Origin of the sequence: Streptomyces sp. NPDC007872, from assembly GCF_042868165.1 — a bacterium.
Lineage (GTDB): Bacteria > Actinomycetota > Actinomycetes > Streptomycetales > Streptomycetaceae > Streptomyces.
In genome coordinates this window covers 130,100-148,164 of sequence record NZ_JBIAEA010000007.1, presented here as the reverse complement: position 1 = coordinate 148,164, position 18,065 = coordinate 130,100, and the positions used below count along the sequence as shown (strand labels likewise).

At 75.6% G+C, this 18,065-nt stretch carries 11 protein-coding genes, 1 tRNA gene and 2 pseudogenes; 5 read left to right on the top strand and 9 right to left on the bottom strand.

From position 1 onward, the window contains the following. Nucleotides 1-99 precede the first annotated feature (99 nt). The 6 genes from ACFYNX_RS24545 to ACFYNX_RS24520 form a co-directional block, all read right to left on the bottom strand. A complete protein-coding gene (locus tag ACFYNX_RS24545) occupies nt 100-1,902 on the bottom strand; it encodes a S8 family serine peptidase (RefSeq protein WP_388664152.1) in 1,803 nt (600 codons plus the stop codon). Between the two features lie 415 nt (nt 1,903-2,317). Further along, a complete protein-coding gene (locus ACFYNX_RS24540) occupies nt 2,318-3,175 on the bottom strand; it encodes a GNAT family N-acetyltransferase (protein WP_388664150.1) in 858 nt (285 codons plus the stop codon). Nucleotides 3,176-3,441: 266 nt separating this feature from the next. Then, nucleotides 3,442-4,341 (bottom strand): hypothetical protein, encoded by a 900-nt coding sequence (locus ACFYNX_RS24535; RefSeq protein ID WP_388664148.1) that lies wholly within the window; start codon nt 4,339-4,341, stop codon nt 3,442-3,444. Then, nucleotides 4,338-5,357: an SPFH domain-containing protein gene (locus ACFYNX_RS24530; protein ID WP_365540250.1), complete on the bottom strand. Its 1,020-nt coding sequence runs from the start codon at nt 5,355-5,357 to the stop codon at nt 4,338-4,340. Before ACFYNX_RS24530 ends, ACFYNX_RS24535 begins: the two co-directional genes overlap by 4 nt. A 92-nt stretch (nt 5,358-5,449) precedes the next feature. Next, a complete protein-coding gene (locus ACFYNX_RS24525) occupies nt 5,450-6,733 on the bottom strand; it encodes a DMT family transporter (RefSeq protein WP_388664146.1) in 1,284 nt (427 codons plus the stop codon). Beyond that, nucleotides 6,730-7,605, bottom strand: coding sequence for a phosphatase PAP2 family protein (locus tag ACFYNX_RS24520; RefSeq protein WP_388664144.1), 876 nt, complete (start codon nt 7,603-7,605; stop codon nt 6,730-6,732). The genes ACFYNX_RS24525 and ACFYNX_RS24520 overlap by 4 nt, the downstream gene beginning before the upstream one ends. A gap of 150 nt (nt 7,606-7,755) precedes the next feature. Here ACFYNX_RS24520 and ACFYNX_RS24515 point away from each other — a divergent pair, with 150 nt between their 5' ends. Both ACFYNX_RS24515 and ACFYNX_RS24510 read left to right on the top strand, forming a co-directional pair. Then, nucleotides 7,756-8,358, top strand: a complete 603-nt coding sequence (locus ACFYNX_RS24515) for a TetR/AcrR family transcriptional regulator (RefSeq protein ID WP_125668146.1) — start codon at nt 7,756-7,758, stop codon at nt 8,356-8,358. 29 nt (nt 8,359-8,387) lie between these two features. Then, nucleotides 8,388-8,735, top strand: a pseudogene (locus ACFYNX_RS24510) (DUF488 domain-containing protein); the annotation flags it as partial. Between the two features lie 485 nt (nt 8,736-9,220). On the opposite strand, the pseudogene ACFYNX_RS24505 reads toward ACFYNX_RS24510, so the two are convergent. Continuing rightward, nucleotides 9,221-9,568, bottom strand: a pseudogene (locus tag ACFYNX_RS24505) (DUF309 domain-containing protein); the annotation flags it as partial. Nucleotides 9,569-9,741: 173 nt separating this feature from the next. Between ACFYNX_RS24505 and ACFYNX_RS24500 the strand changes: the two are divergent. Together ACFYNX_RS24500 and ACFYNX_RS24495 are read left to right on the top strand one after the other, a co-directional pair. Then, a complete protein-coding gene (locus ACFYNX_RS24500; RefSeq protein WP_388664141.1) occupies nt 9,742-12,513 on the top strand; it encodes an ATP-binding protein in 2,772 nt (923 codons plus the stop codon). A gap of 53 nt (nt 12,514-12,566) precedes the next feature. After that, nucleotides 12,567-12,640 (top strand) — tRNA-Pro (locus tag ACFYNX_RS24495). A 346-nt stretch (nt 12,641-12,986) separates the two neighbouring features. Here the strand turns inward: ACFYNX_RS24495 and ACFYNX_RS24490 are convergent. Continuing rightward, nucleotides 12,987-13,937 carry an aldo/keto reductase family oxidoreductase gene (locus tag ACFYNX_RS24490; protein ID WP_388664139.1) on the bottom strand — a complete coding sequence of 317 codons (951 nt, stop codon included), beginning with the start codon at nt 13,935-13,937 and terminating at the stop codon, nt 12,987-12,989. Nucleotides 13,938-14,494: 557 nt separating this feature from the next. On the opposite strand from ACFYNX_RS24490, the gene ACFYNX_RS24485 reads away from it, so the two are divergent. Continuing rightward, nucleotides 14,495-16,444: an NAD-binding protein gene (locus ACFYNX_RS24485; protein ID WP_388664137.1), complete on the top strand. Its 1,950-nt coding sequence runs from the start codon at nt 14,495-14,497 to the stop codon at nt 16,442-16,444. 22 nt (nt 16,445-16,466) lie between these two features. On the opposite strand, the gene ACFYNX_RS24480 is transcribed toward ACFYNX_RS24485, so the two are convergent. After that, complete coding sequence (locus ACFYNX_RS24480; protein ID WP_388664135.1) at nt 16,467-17,525, bottom strand: PucR family transcriptional regulator; 1,059 nt, start codon at nt 17,523-17,525, stop codon at nt 16,467-16,469. Nucleotides 17,526-18,065 lie beyond the last annotated feature (540 nt).

The window sequence follows — 18,065 nt, the reverse complement described above, 5'->3', positions numbered from 1 at the left end:
CACAACGCCAGGACGCGCCCGTGGTGTAGACCACGAGCGCGTCGCTGACCAGCAATGATGCTGATGTGGGGGGTGGGTCGAAGGTGGTGCGGTGGTGCTCTAGAAGGTGAGGCTCCACGTGTTGATGTAGCCGGTGTCACCCGTGGCCACATCGCGGACCTGGAGCTTCCAGGTGCCGTTGGCGACCTCGCTCGACGCGTCGACCGTGTAGGTCGTCACGACGTTGTCGGCGCTGTCCGAGGACGACGACGCCTTCAGGTTGCGCACCGTGCCGTCGGGGGCGACCAGGTCGATGACCAGGTCCCCGCGCCAGGTGTGCGTGATGTCCACGCCGACCTTGAGGGCGGCGGGGGCGTTGCCGGTGCGGCCGGTGACGGCGATCGAGGACGACACGGTGGTGTTGTCCGGGACCGCCACGCGGGTCGTGTTGGTGAAGACGTTGCCGGCCGGCGGCGTGGTGGTGGTGACGGCGTTCACCGTCTTCGCCGCGTCGGCGATGCCCGCGCCGCAGCCGCCGGTGCAGGTGCCCGGCAGCGGACGGGCGTTGGCCTTGATCGCGGACTCGATGTCGGCCGGGGTGAGGGTGCTCTTGGCCGACTTCAGGAGGGCGGCGAGACCGGCGATGTGCGGCGCCGCCATCGAGGTGCCCTGGTAGGGCTTGTAGTTCTCGGCCGACTGGGTGGTCGCGCCCGAGTTCAGCGTCGAGAGGATGCCGTTCTCGGGGGTGGTGACGGTACCGGGCGTGTCGGTGGCGCGGCGGGTCTCGCCGCCGGGCGCGGCCACGTCCACGATGCTGCCGAAGTTGGAGTAGTACGACCGGTTGCCCTCGCGGCTGGTCGACGCCACGGTGATGACGTTCGAGCAGTTGGCGGGGGTGAAGCCGGAGGTGTTGAGGTTGCTGTTGCCCGCGGCCACGACGACGGTGGTGCCGCGCGAGACGGCGCCGTTGATGGCGGTCTGGTAGACGCTCGGGCAGGTGGAGCTCGCGCCGCCCAGGCTCAGGTTGATGACCTTCGCCGGGGTCGGGTTGGCCGGGACGCCCGGCACGGTGCCGCCGGAGGCCCAGGTGATGGCGTCGGCGATGTCGGCGGACGAGCCGCCGCACTTGCCGAGCACGCGCACGGGCTGGATCTTCGCGCCGTACGCGATGCCCGCGATGCCCTTGGTGTTGTTGGTGACGCCGGCGATGGTGCCGGCCACGTGGGTGCCGTGCCAGGAGGAGCTGGAGGCCTTGGAGCCGCTGCCGCACTCGTTGTCGGTGGCGTTCCAGTCGCCCTCGTCCTTGGCGTCCGCGTCACGGCCGTTGTTGTCGCGGGCGTCGGCGGACGACGAGATGAAGTCGTAACCGGAGACGACGTTGGCCGCCAGGTCCGAGTGGGCGGCGTAGCCGGTGTCGATGACGGCGACGGTGACGCCGGAGCCGGTCGTCTTGTCCCAGGCTCCCGGGACGTTCATGCCGCCGGTGGCCTCGAAGAGGTCCCACTGCTTGGCGTACTCGGTGTCGTTCGGCGTGACCGCCATCGCGTAGGCGCGGATGTCGGGCTCGACCGAGGCGACGGCCGGGTCGGCGCGGAAGGCGTCCATGACCTTCGACACGTCCTGCTGGGTGGCGCTGTCGCCCAGGTCGACCAGGGCGCCGCCGGCGGCGAGGCGGCGCTCGAAGGAGAGCTTCTCGCCCGTCTTCGCGGCCTTCTCGGCCGTGTCGCTCTTCGCGGCGGCGTTGGAACCGGCCTCGGCGGCCTGGTTCTTGTAGGTGACGATGAGCTTCTCGACCGGGGCGCTGGGCAGCGCCCGGATCGTCTGCGAAGCCGGGGCGGGCTTCGGGGTCAGAGCGGCCGGGGCGGCGGCGAACGCCCCGGAGGTGGTGGCAGCGGCACCGAGGATCGCGGCGCCCGCGACCACGGATATGACTCTCCGCCTGGAACCGTTCAAGGTGTGGCCCTTTCGATTACGACGTAACTGCGGAGCAGTGGCGGCGGCGCGGGACACACGGGGCGATGTGGGGTCGCGGTCCGGCGTTCCCTGGGCTTGGGGGGCCCGTGCGCCGCCACCGGCGCGACGGCCCGGGTCAAGGCCGTCACCGGCGGACGCCACCCTTCGCGCGCACCTGTCACGGTGCGACCCGAGGGATGACATCTGCCGGTGCGGAGGACAGTAGGGAACGGGGAGGTGAACCCGATACGGGGAAAACCCTTGTCACCCCTCAGGGGGTGGCGGGGGGTCGGTGAGGGGAGGGGCCGCGGACCCGCCGGAGCCCTTCGTCAGCCCTTCGTCAGCCCTTCGCCAGTCCTTCGTCAGTCCTTCGTCAGTCCTTCGTTCAGCCGAGTTCGAGCGTCGTGACGCCGAAGACGCGCTCGCGGGCGACCGGCCGGACGGGCCCGGTGTACATCCGGGCCGTCTCGAACGTCGGCTCCAGACCGCGCTCCAGGGCCAGGCGCACCGCCGCCGGATTGACCTCCGGCACGTCGACCGCGATCCGGTCCGAGCCGAAGCCCCGCGCCTCGGCCGCGAGTCCGTCGAGCAGGGCCGCCGCGTCCGCCGGGGTGTCCGCGAACAGCGGCCCGATCCGGGCCTCGCCCTGGGCGGGACGGACCACCCCGTACCCGGTCGGGCGCCCGTCGACGACCCGGGCCAGGGCGCGGTGCCCGGGGGTCGCGAGCCAGGCGGAGAGGAACCGCGGCCGGTGCGCGTGGTGGCAGGCGTCGTCGTACGCGGCGAGGGCGGCGGCGCCGACCCGCTCGGCGGCCACCAGACCGGTCACCGGGCCGTCCGGGGCCGGCACCTCGCCCACGTACCGCGCCGTGCGGTACGCCGTCGTGAAGCCGGAGCGCCGGTAGTTGTCCTGCTGCGCGGGCACCCCGTCGAGCCCGACGGCCCGGCCGCCCGCGCGGGCGAACGCGGCCCGCCAGGTGGCCAGGCCGTGGCCGAGGCCGCGGAGTTCGGGGCGCACGAGGTAGAAGCCGAGGAAGGCGTAGGCGTCGTCGTAGCCGACGACCGACACGGCGGAGATGGGCTCCCCGTCGATCCGGCCGAGGAAGAAACCGCCGGGGTCCTGCGCGAAGAACGCCGTGACGTCGGAGAGCCCGGGGTTCCACCCCTCCTCGGCGGCCCAGGAGCGCACCAGCTCCCAGTCCTGCGGCGTGGCGGGGGAGACGGTCAGCGAGCCGGGGGCCATGGGATGTCCTTCGACGACCGGGAAGCGACGGGAGCGTACGGGGCGGCCCGGACGGCCCGGCGACGGCCGGGCGGATATCCTGGCAAAGCGCGCCGATCATAACGCCGCCCGCACCGCGCCCCGGACCGCACCGATCGAATCCGGCCGCGGGGGTGGTGGAGGCGTCCGCGTATCCCCCGCCCGTGCCCAGGAGGGTCCCCCGTCCCGGCGCCGGTCGACGTCCTCTCCCCGGCGCCGACCTGCCCCCTCCCGTACCCGCCCCCGGCTCAGTGCACCAGACGCAGGCGGGCCGCGGCGACGGTGAGGTGGACCGTCTGGCCCCACGTCAGTTCGAGCGCGTCCGACTCGACGCCGTCGCCGAAGGCGATCAGGCGGTCCGACTCGACGGTGAGGCGCAGGCCGTGCCCGGGGCCGAGGAGCCCTTCGACGCGGGTGGTGCCGGTGGTCGGCGACGGCCAGGCCTCGCGGACGAACCAGGCGAGCCGGGAGTCCGACGGCGCGGGCAGCGCGAGGGTGCTGGAGCGCTGCTCCCACAGGGAGCGCAGCCAGCCCGTGGCCCCCGTGCCGGTGCCGACGAGGACGCCCGACGACGCCTGGGACTCGGCCGGCGCGTCCGTCCCGTCGAGCCCGAGCGTGTAGCGGGCGGTCTGGTGGCCCGGCGGCCCGACGTAGATCTCGTTGAGCGCCAGGAGCCGCTGCGCGTCGTCGGTGACGGCCTCGACCATCGTCAGCTCGTCGGCCGCCGCGCCCCCTCCCGCCGCGTACGGCAGCAGCCGCCGCGCCCGGTCCGCCCGGTGCCGGACCAGGACGCCCGGATTGCGCCCCGGGTCCGCGTCGATGCCGACGACCGGCTGCCCGGTCAGGTACTTCGCCGCGTTGGCGACCAGACCGTCCTGTCCGACGACCACGACGACGTCCTCCGGCCCGAACAGGAAACGGTCCAGATCGGCGCGCTCCACCCGGGTCTGCCGCCACGTCAGCGGCACCGCGCCCGCCACCTCGGCGAGCGCCCGGTGGGCCCGCTCGTGCCGCTCCCGCACGTCCTCGACCGAGCGGCCGCGCGCGGAGAGGAAGAACGCGGCCTGCCCGTGCGTGCCGTGCCGGGCGAGCAGCTCCTCGTACTCCGTCGTCCGGTGCACGAGCACCGCGCGCGGCGCGAGGCTCACGACCGGGCCCCGCCGGTCCCGCCCTCGCCGCCCAGCCTGGCGAGCAGTCCGGTGAGCACGTCGGGGGAGAGCGTCAGGTGCTCGATCCGGGGCAGGTTCTCGGCGGCCCGGTGCACGGCGAGGGCGTGCAGGGTGGCCGGATCGGCCTCCGCGTGCGCCCGCAGCCACGCGGACTGCGCCCCGGCGCGCGCCTCGCCGACCTCGCGGGCGGCCTCCGCCTCGGCCCGCGCGAGCCGGACCTTCCGCACGGCCTCGGCCTCGGCCCGCACCGCGTCGGCGGCGGCGTTCTCCTCGGCCTCGCGGCGCGCGTTGGTGCCGCGCTGCTCGACGAGCCGCTCCTCCTGCCGGGCCAGCTCGATCTTGCTGGCCAGCTCGTTCTCGGCGATGGCGCGTTCCCGTTCGACGGCGACGGCCCGGCGCTCGTAGGTGGCCCGGTCGGCCTCCTGCTGGATCTGCTCGCGGGCGGGGGTGCGCAGGGCGCGCTCCACCTCGGGCTCGGGGCGGATCGCCACGACCCGGACCGCGACGACCTCGATGCCGGTCTCCGGCAGGCGCGGCTCGGCGGCGAGGCCGGTCGCGATGCGGTCCCGCACCGCCGCCACGCCGTCGACGAGCGCGGCGGCCAGGGGCGTGCGGGCGAGGACGTCGAGGGCGTGCTGCTGGGCGGTCTCGGTGAGGAGGGTGGCGATCTGCTCCAGCGGGGTGCCGCGCCAGGCGCCGGTGTCGGGGTCGACGGAGAAGTCGAGCCGGGTGGCCGCCGCGCCCGGGTCGCCGATCCGGTACGTGACGGTGGACTGCACGCTCACGTCCTGGAAGTCGGCCGTGCGGGCGTGGAAGGCCATCGCCAGCTCCCGGTCGTTCACCGGGACCTCGGAGAGGGCGGCGGTGCGCGGCCGGAACCAGAAGCTGAGCCCTTCGCCGTCGTGGACGAGCTTTCCCCGTCGCTGGTGGCGGATGTGCGCGGTGGGCGCGGAGCGCAGGTGGCGCCAGCCGGCCCGCCGGGTGATGTCGGCCATGGAATCCCCCTTGTCGTCATGTTGACGATAGGGGGTGGATCCAGTTGTCGTCAAGGTGACGAATGGAAGAGCCGTGAGGGGGCCGCCCGTCCTCACCCGGCGAGCGGCACGCCCGCCGGTTCGACCTCCGGCGCGGCGAGCCCGGCGATCCGGGCCACGGGAAGGCCTCCGGCGACCCCCGCGACGGCGTTGCCCTCCGGGGCGGCACCGGCACCGGTGCGGACGGCGATGCCCGTGACGGCACCGCCCGCCACGAGGCCACCGGCGCCGGTACGTCCGACGGGGCCCGCGACGGCACCGGCCCGCGCGGCTCCGCCGATCTCGATCTCCGCAAAGCCACCGGTCTCCGCGAAAGCACCGGCCGCGGTGAGGCCGCCGACTCCCGAGACGGCACCGATCCCCGCGGCGGCACCGGCTCCCGTACCCCCACCGGTCCCTGCGACGACCCCGGCCCCCGCAGCGCCACCGCTCTCCGCGGCGCCACCGGCCCCGGCGTCCCCCGTCCCCCCGCCGCCGCCCTTCGTCAGGAGCACCACGCCCCGCGCCGCGATCAGCGACGCGCCGGCGGCGGCGCACCAGCCCCAGGCCCCGGCCCGGAAGGTCTCGCCGAGGAGGGCCACGCCGATCACGGCGGCGGCCGCCGGGTTGGAGAGGTTGACGACGGCCAGCGGCGCGGCGAGCCCGCCCCGGTAGGCGGCCTGCGAGAGCAGCAGCCCGCCCGTGGCGAAGCCGGATATGAGCACCGCGAGCAGCGCGGTCTGCCACCAGGTCGGTTCGGTGCCGGGCAGGCCGCGGGCGAGCGCGGCCGTCAGGGTCTGGGTGAGTGCCGAGGCGACGCCGGAGGCGATGCCGGACGCCGTGGCGTGCCCGAGTCCGCGCCCGGCCCGCCCGCCGTTCCCGTGGTGGCGGCCCGAGGCGAGGACGGCGATCAGGAGGGCCGTCGCCGCGGCGACGACCAGCGACTCGCGCAGGCTGAGCGCCTCGCCGGGGGCCGCGGGCCCGGTGACGGCGACCAGGCCGACGAGACCGGCCAGGGTCCACAGGGCCCCGCGCCACTCGGTGCGGGTCACCCGCCGGCGCGCGCGGTACGCACCGAGCGGCAGCGCCGCCACGAGGGTCAGCGCGCCGAGCGGCTGGACCAGGGTCAGCGGCCCGTAGTGCAGGGCGGCCACGTGGGCGAGCGCCCCGGCGGCGTTCAGGCCGACCGCCCACCACCACTGCCCGCGGGCGAGCAGCGCGCGCAGCGCCCCGCGCCCGTCGGGGGCGGCGGGGGACGCGGCGGCGAGCCGGAACTGGGCGACGGCGGCGAGCGCGTACCCGGCGGCGGAGACGAGGGAGAGGAGCACCGCGAGCACGGTGCCGGCGGCGGGGGTCATCGCAGGGCTCCGACGGGGAGGGGGGCCGTCTCGAGCGGGCGGCGTACGGGTGGGGGCGTCGTCCGGTGCCCGGGGGCGCGGACGGCGAGCAGCGCGAGGCCGAGGAGCGCGGCGGCGGCGAGCGCGTCGAACCAGTAGTGGTTGGCGGTCCCGACGACGACGAACAGGGTGAGCAGCGGGTGCAGCAGCCAGAGCGCCCGCCACCGGGAGCGGGTGGCGGCGATCAGGCCGACCGCGACCATCAGGGCCCAGCCGAAGTGCAGCGACGGCATGGCGGCGAACTGGTTCGCCATCGAGTCCGTCTCCGGCACCGCCCCGTACACGGAGGGGCCGTAGACGCGGGCGGTGTCGACGAGTCCGGCGGCGGCGAGCATCCGGGGCGGCGCGAGCGGCATCAGCAGGTGCAGCGCGAGCGCGGCGGCGGTGAGGAGCGCGAGCACGCGCCGCGACCACAGGTAGTGGGCCGGGCGGCGCAGGTACAGCCAGACGAGGAAGGCGACCGTGGCGGGGAAGTGCACGGTCGCGTAGTACGTGTTCGCGGCCCGGACCAGCGGTTCGCCGTGCATCAGGAGCTGCTGGACCGCTCCCTCGCCCGGGAGGTGGAGCGCGCGCTCGGCGTCCCAGACGCGGTCGGCGTTCCGGAAGGCGCGGGCCTCGTGGCCGTTGGCGAAGAGCCGGCCGAACTTGTAGACGAGGAACAGGGCGGTGACGAGCAGCAGCTCCCGCAGGAGGGGCGGCCGCGGGGCCGCTCCCGGGCCCTCCCCGTCCGCCCCCTCCCCCTCTCCGGCGTCGGGACCGGCGGGGCCGGGGGTAGGCGTCGCCCCGGGTCCGGCAGGACGTGGTCCTCGTATCCCGCGTATCCCGGCAGCCATCGCGCGGCCCTCTAATCCGTCAAATCGGCAACAAACGCAGGAAGCCTAGATCCGTTTTCAGCGAGACGCAAGCGTCTCGATACGTTTGCGTCTCGATTGTGCACCCCCTACTCTCGTATGTGCAGAGGGAGACCCGTACGGGAGGGACCGATGTCCACACAGGCCGCGACCGCCGCAGCCCGGCGCAGCAAGATCACGCCGGAGCGCGAGACCGAGCTCTACGACGCGGTGCTCCGCCTCCTGCGCGAGGGCGGCTACGACTCGGTGACCATGGAGGGCGTCGCGGCCCTCACCAAGTGCGGCAAGGCCACGCTCTACCGGCAGTGGGGAACGAAGCCGCGGCTCGTCACCGCCGCCCTCGCCCGGCGCCGCTGCGTCGTCTTCGCCGGCATCGACACCGGCACCCTCGCCGGCGACCTGCGCGAGGCCGCCCGCATCGCCGCCTCCCACCACGAGCGCGACGCCGGCCTCATGGAGGCCGTCACCCAGGCGTACATCCAGCATCCCGACCTGCGCGCCGCGTTCCGCGAGACCGTCATCGCCCCCGAGATCGCGGCCATCGACGCGATCGTGGCGCGCGCGGTCGAGCGGGGCGAGGTCGACGCCGACAACCCCGCCGTCGGCTTCGTGGCTCCCTCCTTCCTCGGCATGCTCCGCGTCGAGCGGATCTGCGAGGAGCGGTTCACGGACACCTCGACCATGCGGACCTTCGTCGACGCCGTCCTCCTCCCGGCGCTGCGCGTCGCCGGGTGAGCCGGGGTGCCGTACGGCACCCCGACCCCATGGCCGCGAGCACCCCCGCCGTCCGCGTCCGCCGCGTCCACGAGACCCCGTCGCCCGACGACGGGGTGCGGGCCCTCGTCGACCGCCTCCGGCCACGCGGCCCCGCCGGGGCGGACGCGCACGTCGACGAGTGGCCCGAGGCCCTCACGCCCTCCACGGAGCTCCGCCGCCGGTACCACGGCCCCGAGGGCGAGTACGAGGAGTTCCGCCGCCGCTACGGGGCCGAACTCGCCGCCCCGGCCGCCGCCGAGGCACTCGCCCGCCCGAGGGACCTCGCGAGCCGCGGCACGGTCACGCCCCTCACGGCGGTCGAGGACCCGTCGACCGGCCACGCGGCCGTCCTGCGCGAGGAGATCGGGGGGACGGGGAGCAGCGGACCCGGCGGACGGCGTCAGGAGACGTCCCGGCGCAGCCGCGGCGCCTCGACGACGGCGTCGACCACGACGGGACCCCCGTCCCCTCCGCCCCCTTCCGTACGGTCGGCCAACTCCCGCGCCCAGGAGACGAGCCCGCCGACGTCGATCCCGTACGGGCCGGAGGCGGGGGCCCCGGCTTCCGACGTACTGGCTTCCGGCGCTCCGGCTCCCGGCGCACCGGCGTCGGGGGCTCCGGTCTCCGGCGTACCGGCTCCTGGCGCACCGGCGTCGGGGGCTCCGGTCTCCGGCGCACTGGCTCCTGGCGTACCGCCCTCCGACGCACCGGCCTCGGGGGCTCCGCCCTCCGACGCACTGCCTTCCGGCGAACCGGCTTCCGCCCTCCCGTCCCTCCCGGATCCCGGCGCACCCGCCCCGGTCGCCCCGTCCGCTCCGTTCGCCCCGCGCGCCAACCGGTCGGCGCCGCGCCGCAGCAGGCGCGCCCCGCCCGTCGCGTTCCCCCGGGCGGCGTGCGTCAGGCCCACGGCGAGCTGGGCGAGCCCCTGCCACAGGTCCCGCTCCGCCTCCGGACCGGACTTCCAGGCGTCCTCGAAGACCTCGTGCGCGTGGAACGGCATCCCGGCGTCGAACAGCCGCTGCGCCTCGCGCAGGGTCGCGCCGGGATCCCGTACGACCCCCTCCGGCTGCCGGGGCACCCCCTCCGCCCCGTACGGCAGCGGCCGGCCGAGCCCGTCGCGGGGACGGGCGCTGCGGGCCCGCCCCTCCTCGTCGCGGTCCCTGCCTCGGTCACTCGTGGTCCGGTTCACCCCTCCATTGTCGCCCCCGGAACGATCAGGAACGCTAGGCTCGTCCGACAAGCGCTTCGTGCCGGTCCGTGTGGGTCTCGCCGGCCGCGGCGCGCAAGGAGCTCGGGTAGGGGAGTGAGTCACCGGTGCCGTCGGATCCCGAACAGCCGTCGCCCGTCACGCCGTTCGTTCCCGTGGTCCCGGACGGGTCCCGCGGCGGACTGCTCGAACGCGACCCGGAACTCGCCGCGGCCGCCCATGCCGTCGACGAACTCGTCGCCGGAGCGGCGGCGGACGGCCCGGTGCGCGGCGGCATCCTCGTCTACCGGGGAGAGGCGGGGATCGGCAAGACCACCCTGCTCGACGCGATACACCGGACCGCCCGGGACCGCTGCACCGTCCTGAGGGCCCGGGGCGGCGAGACCCTCACCTCGGTCCCGTTCCACGTCACCCGCCAACTGCTCCAGCCCGCGCTCGACCGCTTCGACGAGGAGGACGTCCGCCTCCTCTTCGGCGGCCACTTCGACCTGCTCGCCCCCGCGCTCGGCCTCGCCCCGCCGCCTCCGCCGTCGGCCGCGCCGGCCGACCCGCAGGGCGTGCGGGACGGTCTGGCCAAGCTCCTGGGGCGGCTCGCGGACCGGCTGCGGGACCGGCCCCCGGTCCTGCTCGTGGACGACGCGCACTGGGCCGACGCCGAATCCCTGGCGTGGCTCGACGCCTTCACCCGGCTCCGGCAGGACCGCCGTCTGCCCGCCCTCGTCGTCCTCGCCCACCGCCCCCTGCCGGAAGGCCCGCAGCGCACCGGGGTGCCGGCCGTCCTCGCCGCGCTCGCCGACCGCGCCGTCGTGACCCTGGGCCTGCACGCGCTCACGCCCGACGCGACCGCCGCGCTCGCCCGGGACACGCTGGGCGGCCACGCGGACGAGCCGTTCTGCCGCGAGCTGTGGTCGGTGACCTCCGGCAACCCGTACGAGACGGTCGAGCTCCTCGCCAAGGCCCGCGACCGGATGCTCGAACCCGTCGCGACCTCCGCCTCCCTCCTGCGCGGCCTCGGCGCCGAAGCGCGCGGCGGCGGGCTCGTCGCCCGCCTCGAAGAACTCGGCGTCGGCCCGACCCGCCTGGCCTGGACGATCGCCGTCCTCGGCGCGGACAGCACGCCGGACCTCCTGGCGCTGCTCACCGGCACGAGCGGGGCGCAGGTCGCCGAGCACACCGAACTCCTCCGCCAGGCGAGGATCGTGACGACGGAAGCGGACCGGCGGGCACAGACGGAACCGGCCACCGGGCCGGCACCGGGGACCGACCCCGCCGCGCCGCCCACGACACCCACGGGGCGGGCCGCCCACCTGGAGTTCGCCCACCCCCTCATCGCGTCCGCCGTGTACGGCGCGATGTCACCGGCCGCGCGGACCGCCATGCACGGACGGGCGGCCTGGGCGCTCACCGAGGCCGGCCACGGTCCGGCCGCCGTCTCCCGGCACCTCCTCGAAGTGCACCCGGACGAAGACGAGGACGTCGTCGACCAACTACGGGCCGCCGCCGTCGAACACCTCGCCGTGGGTGCCCCGGACGCGGCCCGGCGCTGTCTGGAGCGGGCCCTGGCCGAACCGCCGGGCCCGGACTCGTACGCCAGGGTGCTGTACGAACTCGGCTGCGCCTCCCTGCTGACCGCGCCCGCCGCCACCGTCCGCCACCTGAGTTCCGCGCTCGACCTGCCGGGCCTGGACGACGGCCTGCGGATCGACGCGACCTACCGGCTCGCGCAGGCCCTCGCCCACAACAACCAGCTCCGGGACGCCGCGCGGGTCCTCGCGGCCGAGGCCGTCCGCACCCCGCCCGGCACCGACCGCCGCCGCCTGCAGGCCGCGAACTTCATGTACGAGGGGTTCCAGGCCGTCGAGGAGGACGGCCCCGGCCGCTCCCGCCGCCTGGCCGACCTCACCGCGCACTTCACCGGCGCGGACAACTCCGAGCGGGCCCTGCTCACGGTGCGCGGGTTCGACGCCATGATGCGCGGCGAACCCGCCGACGAGGTCGTACGCCTCTGCGACCTGGCCCTCGTGGACGGCATACCGGCCCGCGGTCTCGGCTGGACCGACGCCACGTGGGGCTTCGAGATCCCGGCGCTGACCGGCATCGCGTACGCGTTCTCCGACCGCCCCGACCAGGCCGGGATCCTCTTCACGGAGGCGGTCCGCGCCTTCGAGATCTCGGGCTGGAGCGGCGCCCACCTCGCGTTCGCCCACACGCTCCTGGGCCTGGTCCACCGGCGCCGCGGCAACCTGCCGAGGGCGCAGCACTACCTGGAGGAGGGCCTGCGCCTGGCCGACCGGGTCGGCAACGGCCTCCCGGTGCACTGGGACACCGCCTGCCTGCTCGTGGACACGCTCGTCGCCCGGGGCCGCACGGCGGAGGCGCGGAGCGTGGCCGACCAGTACTCCTTCGGGCCGCCGTGGCCGGACGCGATCGTCCTGCCCGACGGGCCCAGCATCCTCGGCCGGCTCCTGCTCGCGGAGGGACGCGTCGAGGAGGCGGTGGCCACCCTGGAGGCCGCGGCCGAGGCGCTGGTCGGCCGGGGCCGCCACCACATCGTGTGGGCGCCCTGGCCCCTGGACCTCGCACGGGCGCTCGCCCCCACGGACCCGGACCGCGCGGCCGCGCTCGCCGCCGAGGCCCGTGTCCACGCCGAACGCATCGGCACCCCCACGGCCCTCGGCGAGGCACTCCGCTGCGCGGCCCTCGTCGCCGACCCGCCCGAGTCCCGCCGCCTCCTCACCGAGGCGGTCGCCCACCTGGCCGCGTCTCCGTCCCGCTACGAGGAGGCCCGCGCCCGCCTCGACCTGGCCCGCGTCACCGGCTCTCCCGAGGCCCTCGCCGAGGCGACCGCCCTGGCCACCACCTGCGGCGCGTCCCTCGTCACCTCCGACGCGGTGACAGCCCGTGCGTCGTCCCACCCTCCGGAGTGAGGTAATGTTTCCCCTGCACGCCGACGCGGGAACACCCCGCCGAGGACGCGCATCGGGACGTGGCGCAGCTTGGTAGCGCACTTGACTGGGGGTCAAGGGGTCGCAGGTTCAAATCCTGTCGTCCCGACTCGAAAGAGTCGTACGGAGGGTCTGTCTCGGAGCAATCCGAGACAGACCCTCCGTCGTTTCCGGGGAATGGTTCCGGGGCGGTGCGCGGGGGGTAGCGTCCGCAAAGCCTGGCGCAGCTCGGCTTCTTCAGTACGTCCGCGGATGAAATGGCCCGCATGAGCCGGCATCTCCGAAAGCCGGTGAAGGACGTCTCCGCTGCTGTGAAGCAGGTGGGCTCGGTCATGACGTACGGGGAGGATGGGGCGGACAAGGCCCGCGCTCCGACACACGGCGTCACCGTGTGACACCACTCCGACAAGGACCCGCGCTTTCGAGGCCCGGGTCCTCACGGCGTCCCCCTCCGGTCACGGCAGCGGCAGGCCGCGGGCCGTGATCCAGAGGTCGTACCACTCCTCGTGGGTGAGGCGGGGGTCGGTGGTGGCGGCGTCGCGGCAGGATCTGATGCGGGTGGGGCTGGTGGTGCCGATGACGGGGACGACGCGGGCCGGGTGGCGCTGGAGCCACCACAGGACGATCGTCTCCGGGGTCGTGTCCCTGGCCTCGGCCAGGCGGGTCACCAGGGCGGCGGTGGCGTGTTCCTCCGCGGTCTCCTGCCGGCCGGTGAAGCGTCCCTGGGCGAGCGGCGCCCAGGCCTGCAGGGCGATGCCGTGGGCCAGGCAGTGTTCGACGGTGCCCGTAGGGAATCCGTTGGCGGCCGAGGCCGGGGTGTTGACGAGGACCCCGTCCTCCAGCCAGTCGCGCCTCGCCAGGCTCATCTCCAACTGGTCGACCGCCAGCGGCAGCGAGAGGTGGGCCTGGAGGCGGGCGATCTGCGGGGCGTTCATGTTGGAGACGCCGAACCGGCGGACGAGGCCCTGCTCGTGGAGGGAGTGCAGGGCGTCCGCCACGTCCTCGGGGTCCGCGAGCGGGTCGGGGCGGTGCAGCAGCAGCGTGTCGAGCACGTCGGTGCGCAGCCGGGTCAGGCTCTCCTCGACCCTCCGCACGATCGACGCGCCCCGCAGGTCGTACAGGCCCGGCCGGTCGTCACGGGCGAGCACGATGCCGCACTTCGACTGGATGCCGATGCGCGCGCGCAGCGAGGGGTGGCGGGACAGGACCTCGCCGAAGACCGCTTCGGCCTTGCCCTGCCCGTAGATGTCGGCGTGGTCGAAGGTGGTGATCCCGCTGTCCAGCGCGGCCTCGACGGCCTTCTCCGCGGTCTCGATGTCGGCCGCCGTGTACGACTCGGCGTCCCAGGGGCCGCCGAGTCCCATGCAGCCGAGGACCAGCCGGTCCGTGGTCGGGGGTGTCGTCACGAGGGGCCTCCTGCGGGGCACGGGGCGGCCCGGCCCGGCGCTCGACCGGCCGGCACGCCCGGCCGGTGGTGGGCCGTGGGTGATCGGCCGGGGGAATGCTACCCCGGGCGGCGTTCCGCGGAATGCGGTCGTCCTGTCGGCCGGTGGATGGTCTCTCCCCTCCGTGCTCATGGTCGGCCTTACGTGCTCCGCGGTTCTGTGAGCTGCGGGTTACGAAACCCGGGCCGCGAACTCCGAAGCCCGGACCCTGACCCCCGAACCCCGACCGAGGCCGTCGGCCTGCCGGCAAGGTAGCCACGGCAGCACCGCGCGGGGCATCCGGAACGATCCGGAGTGACACGCGCGGACGGGCCCCGGGAGCCCCGGGCGGTCACTCGGTCGCCGCGCGGGGGCGGGAGGCGGCAGCCGTCGGCGGGGAACGCTTCCGGGATCCGGCAGTGAACCCCCGTACCGCCGCGTGACAGCATGGACCGGCCCGCGCCGGAGCGGCCCGAGAGTCCGTGAGGGGGCGTCAGGGGCCGTGCCGGCCGAGGGCCCCGGCAGTCGAGGGGGAGACCATGACCGTAGTACCTCAGGCCGACGGGCGGCCGCGGAGCGGCGGCCACATGGTCGTCTGCGGCGACGACGCGCTCGCGCACCGGATCGCCGTCGAACTCGCCGACGTGTACCGGCAGTCCGTCACCCTGGTCGTACCGCCGCCGGCCGGTTTCGACGGGGTGGCCGGTCAGCCGGCCGGCCTCTCCCGGGCCTCGGCGCTGCTCGGGCGGATGAGCGCGGCGGTCGGGCGGCCCGGCGGACTGCCCGGGGACGCCGCGCAGGGCGCGGGCGTGCGCGAGGTGACCGCCGCCGTCCCCGACGAGCAGGCGCTCTCGGAGGTCGGCGTGGCGCGGGCCGAGGCCCTCGCCCTCCTCTACGAGGACGACGAGGCCAACATGCGGGCCGCGTTCCTCGCCCGCCGCCTCAACCCGAGGATCCGGCTCGTCCTGCGGATGTACAACCGCAACCTCGGCCGCCGCATGGCGGACCTGCTCGACCAGGCCACCGACCTCACGTTCCCCGAGAACGTCCGCGGTCGGCACGACACCTCGACGATCGTCCTGTCGGACGCCGACACCACCGCCCCGGCGCTCGCCGCCACCGCCGTCGCCGGGACCCGCAAGATCGTCCAGGCCGACGGACTGCTGCTGCGCGCCGCCGAGCGGCTGCCCGGCCGCCCCGGGGACGTGGCCGCGCCCGGCCTCGCGACCCTCGCCCTGCTGTCCTCCACGACCAGCGACCCCGCCGGTGCCGAGGGCTCCGACCGCAGCGGCCCGCAGGCCCCGCGCCTGCTCCCCGACGACGACGCCGTACGGGCCGCCGCCGGCCGCGGCACCATCGTCCTGGAGGCCGTCACCCACGCGCCGGCCACGCCCCGCAGACGCACGAGCCGGGGAGCCTCGTTCAAGGAGCTCCTCTCGCGCCGGCTGCGCTGGGCCCTCGCGGGCGTCGTCGCGGCCGTGACCGTCCTGGCCGTCGTCTCCTCGCTCGTCACCGACGACTCCCCGGTGCACGCCGTCTACATCACCCTGCTCGACCTGTTCGCCATCGCCGATCCCGCCGTCGACGACTCCGCCCCCCGCCAGATCCTCCAGCTCCTCACCGGGTTCGTCGGCCTCGCCCTGCTGCCCCTGCTCGTCGCCGGAGCCCTGGAGGCCCTCGGCGCCTACCGCAGCGCCGCCGCGCTGCGCCGGCCGCCGCGCGGCCTGGCCGGCCACGTCGTCCTGCTCGGCCTCGGCAAGATCGGCACCCGCGTCCTGGCCCGGCTCCGCGAGCTCGACATTCCCGTGGTGTGCGTGGAGGACGACCCCGACGCCCGCGGCGTCGCGCTCGCCCGGAGCCTGCGCGTCCCCGTCGTCCTCGGCGACGTCACCCAGGAGGGCGTACTGGAAGCGGCCAAGGTCCACCGCGCGCACGCGCTCCTCGCCCTCACCAGCGCCGACACCATCAACCTGGAGGCCGCCCTGTACGCGCGCACGCTCGCGCCGGACCTCCTCGTCGCCCTGCGCCTGTACGACGACGACTTCGCCACCGCCGTCTACCGCACCCTGCGTGCCGCCCACCCCGACGCGCTCACCCGGAGCCGCAGCGTGTCCACCCTCGCCGCGCCCGCCTTCGCCACCGCCATGATGGGCCGGCAGATCCTCGGCGCCATCCCCGTCGAACGCCGGGTGCTGCTCTTCGCCGCGCTCGACGTCGCCGGACAGCCGCAGTTGGAGGGGCGGACGGTCCGGGAGGCCTTCCGGCCCGGCGCCTGGCGCGTCCTCGCCCTCGACACCACCGCTCCGCAGGCCCGCCGCCCCGACCTCACCGCCGCCCACGACCGCGACGCCCCGCCGGGCCTCCTGTGGGACCTCCACGCCGGTTACGTCCTGCGCCCCGAGGACCGCGTCGTGATCGCCGCGACCCGGGCCGGCCTCGCCGAACTCCTCGAACGGCCCCGTACGCCCGCCTCCGGGCGCGGACTCTGAACCGGAAGACCGGGAACGGCCGTCACAGCTCCCGGTCCGGCCAGCCCAGGAAGCGGGCGCCGATGACGGCGGTCTGGAGGGTGTAGCGCTGGCCGGGGTCGCCGGGGTCGGTGCCCGTCAGGCGGTGGACGCGGTCGAGCCGGTACGTCACCGCCCGGACGCTCAGGGAGAGCCGCCGGGCCGTCTCGGCGGCCACACAGTTGGTGTCGAAGTACGCGGCGAGCGTGTCGATCAGGGGCCGGGCGCCGCCCCGCGCCTCCCGGAGCGGGCCCAGGACGCTGACCACCAGATCGGCCATGGCCTGGCGGTCGCGGGTGAGGACCGGGTAGACGAGGAGGTCGGCGGCGCGCAGGACCGGATCGTCGAGGCCGAGCCGGGCGGCCAGGTCGAGGGCGTTCAGGGCCTCCTCGTACGAGTGGACGACACCGCCCGGGCCGGAGTGGGCGCGCCCGACGGCGACCTGTCCGCCGTCGGTCGCCGCGTACGCCTGCTTCGCGAAGAAGGACAGGACCTCCGGCTGGTCGGCCGGGGCGATGCAGACGAGGCGTCCCTCCTTCGTGGTGATCAGGACGCGCCGCTGACCGAACCGGGCCACGAGGGCCGCCTCGACGGTCCGGGTGACGGAGGCGCCGTCCTCGTACGGCTCCCTGCCCTGGGCCACGGCCACCGCGTGCGCGTGGGCGAGCAGCAGGCCGAAGCGCTCGGCCCGCTCGGCGAGGCGCCCGAGGTCGCTCCGCCCGTACAGCAGGTCGTCGATGAACTCGCGCCGCACCGCCTCCTCCTGGCGCACCGCCAGGATCCCCGCCCGCTCGTGCCCCTCCGCGAAGGCGTCGACGGCCTGCTCGACGACGGCGAGGAGGTGGTCGCCGGCGGCGCGGGGCAGCTCCGCCCGCAGCTCCCCGGCGGCCGAGAGGTGCTCCCGTATCAGGGCGCGCAGCCCGAGCCCGGCCTCGGCGGCCCGCTCGCCCCGGGCCCGCAGCGCCTCCAGCTCGTCGCGGGTCAGCCGCCGGCCCGTCGCCGACGCCTCCGCCAGGATCTCCGCGTACCCCTCCAGGTACTCCCCGGACACCGCTCGTTCCACCGTCGTCCTCCCCGCCCCTGTGCCCTGCTCACCCCCCCCGCGACGCACGGGCCCGGTCGCGGACCGGCGCCGCCCGAGGGGCGGTGACCGGCATCAAGGACGCGTCAAGATTGCCGGACACCGGCAATGCGAACAAGTGCGTGGCCCTGCCACGATGGTTCCACGGAGGGCACGTCCGGCGGCTGGATGCCGCGGGCGGGCAGCGAAGGCCGCGCGCCGAAGGCCGTACGCCGAAGGGCACGTGTCGAAGGGGGAGGGAAGCACGATGAGCGAACTCCCCGTCGGCTTCCGTTTCCCGGGGCCCCCGGCACGGCGCGGCCCCGCGCGGCCCGCGGCGAAGCTCTTCCCCGACGAACCGTAGCCGTCCCGCAGGACTCCGGTCCGCCGGACGCGGCCCCTCCACGGCCGGCCGGCGGCAGCGCCCGGACCGGGCGCGGGGTCTCCGCACGGGACGGCTCCACCGCGGCCGTGTCCACGCGCTGTCGGCACCGCACGACAGCGCACCGCACCCGCGCCGCCGCGCACCGCCGGACCAGGCTT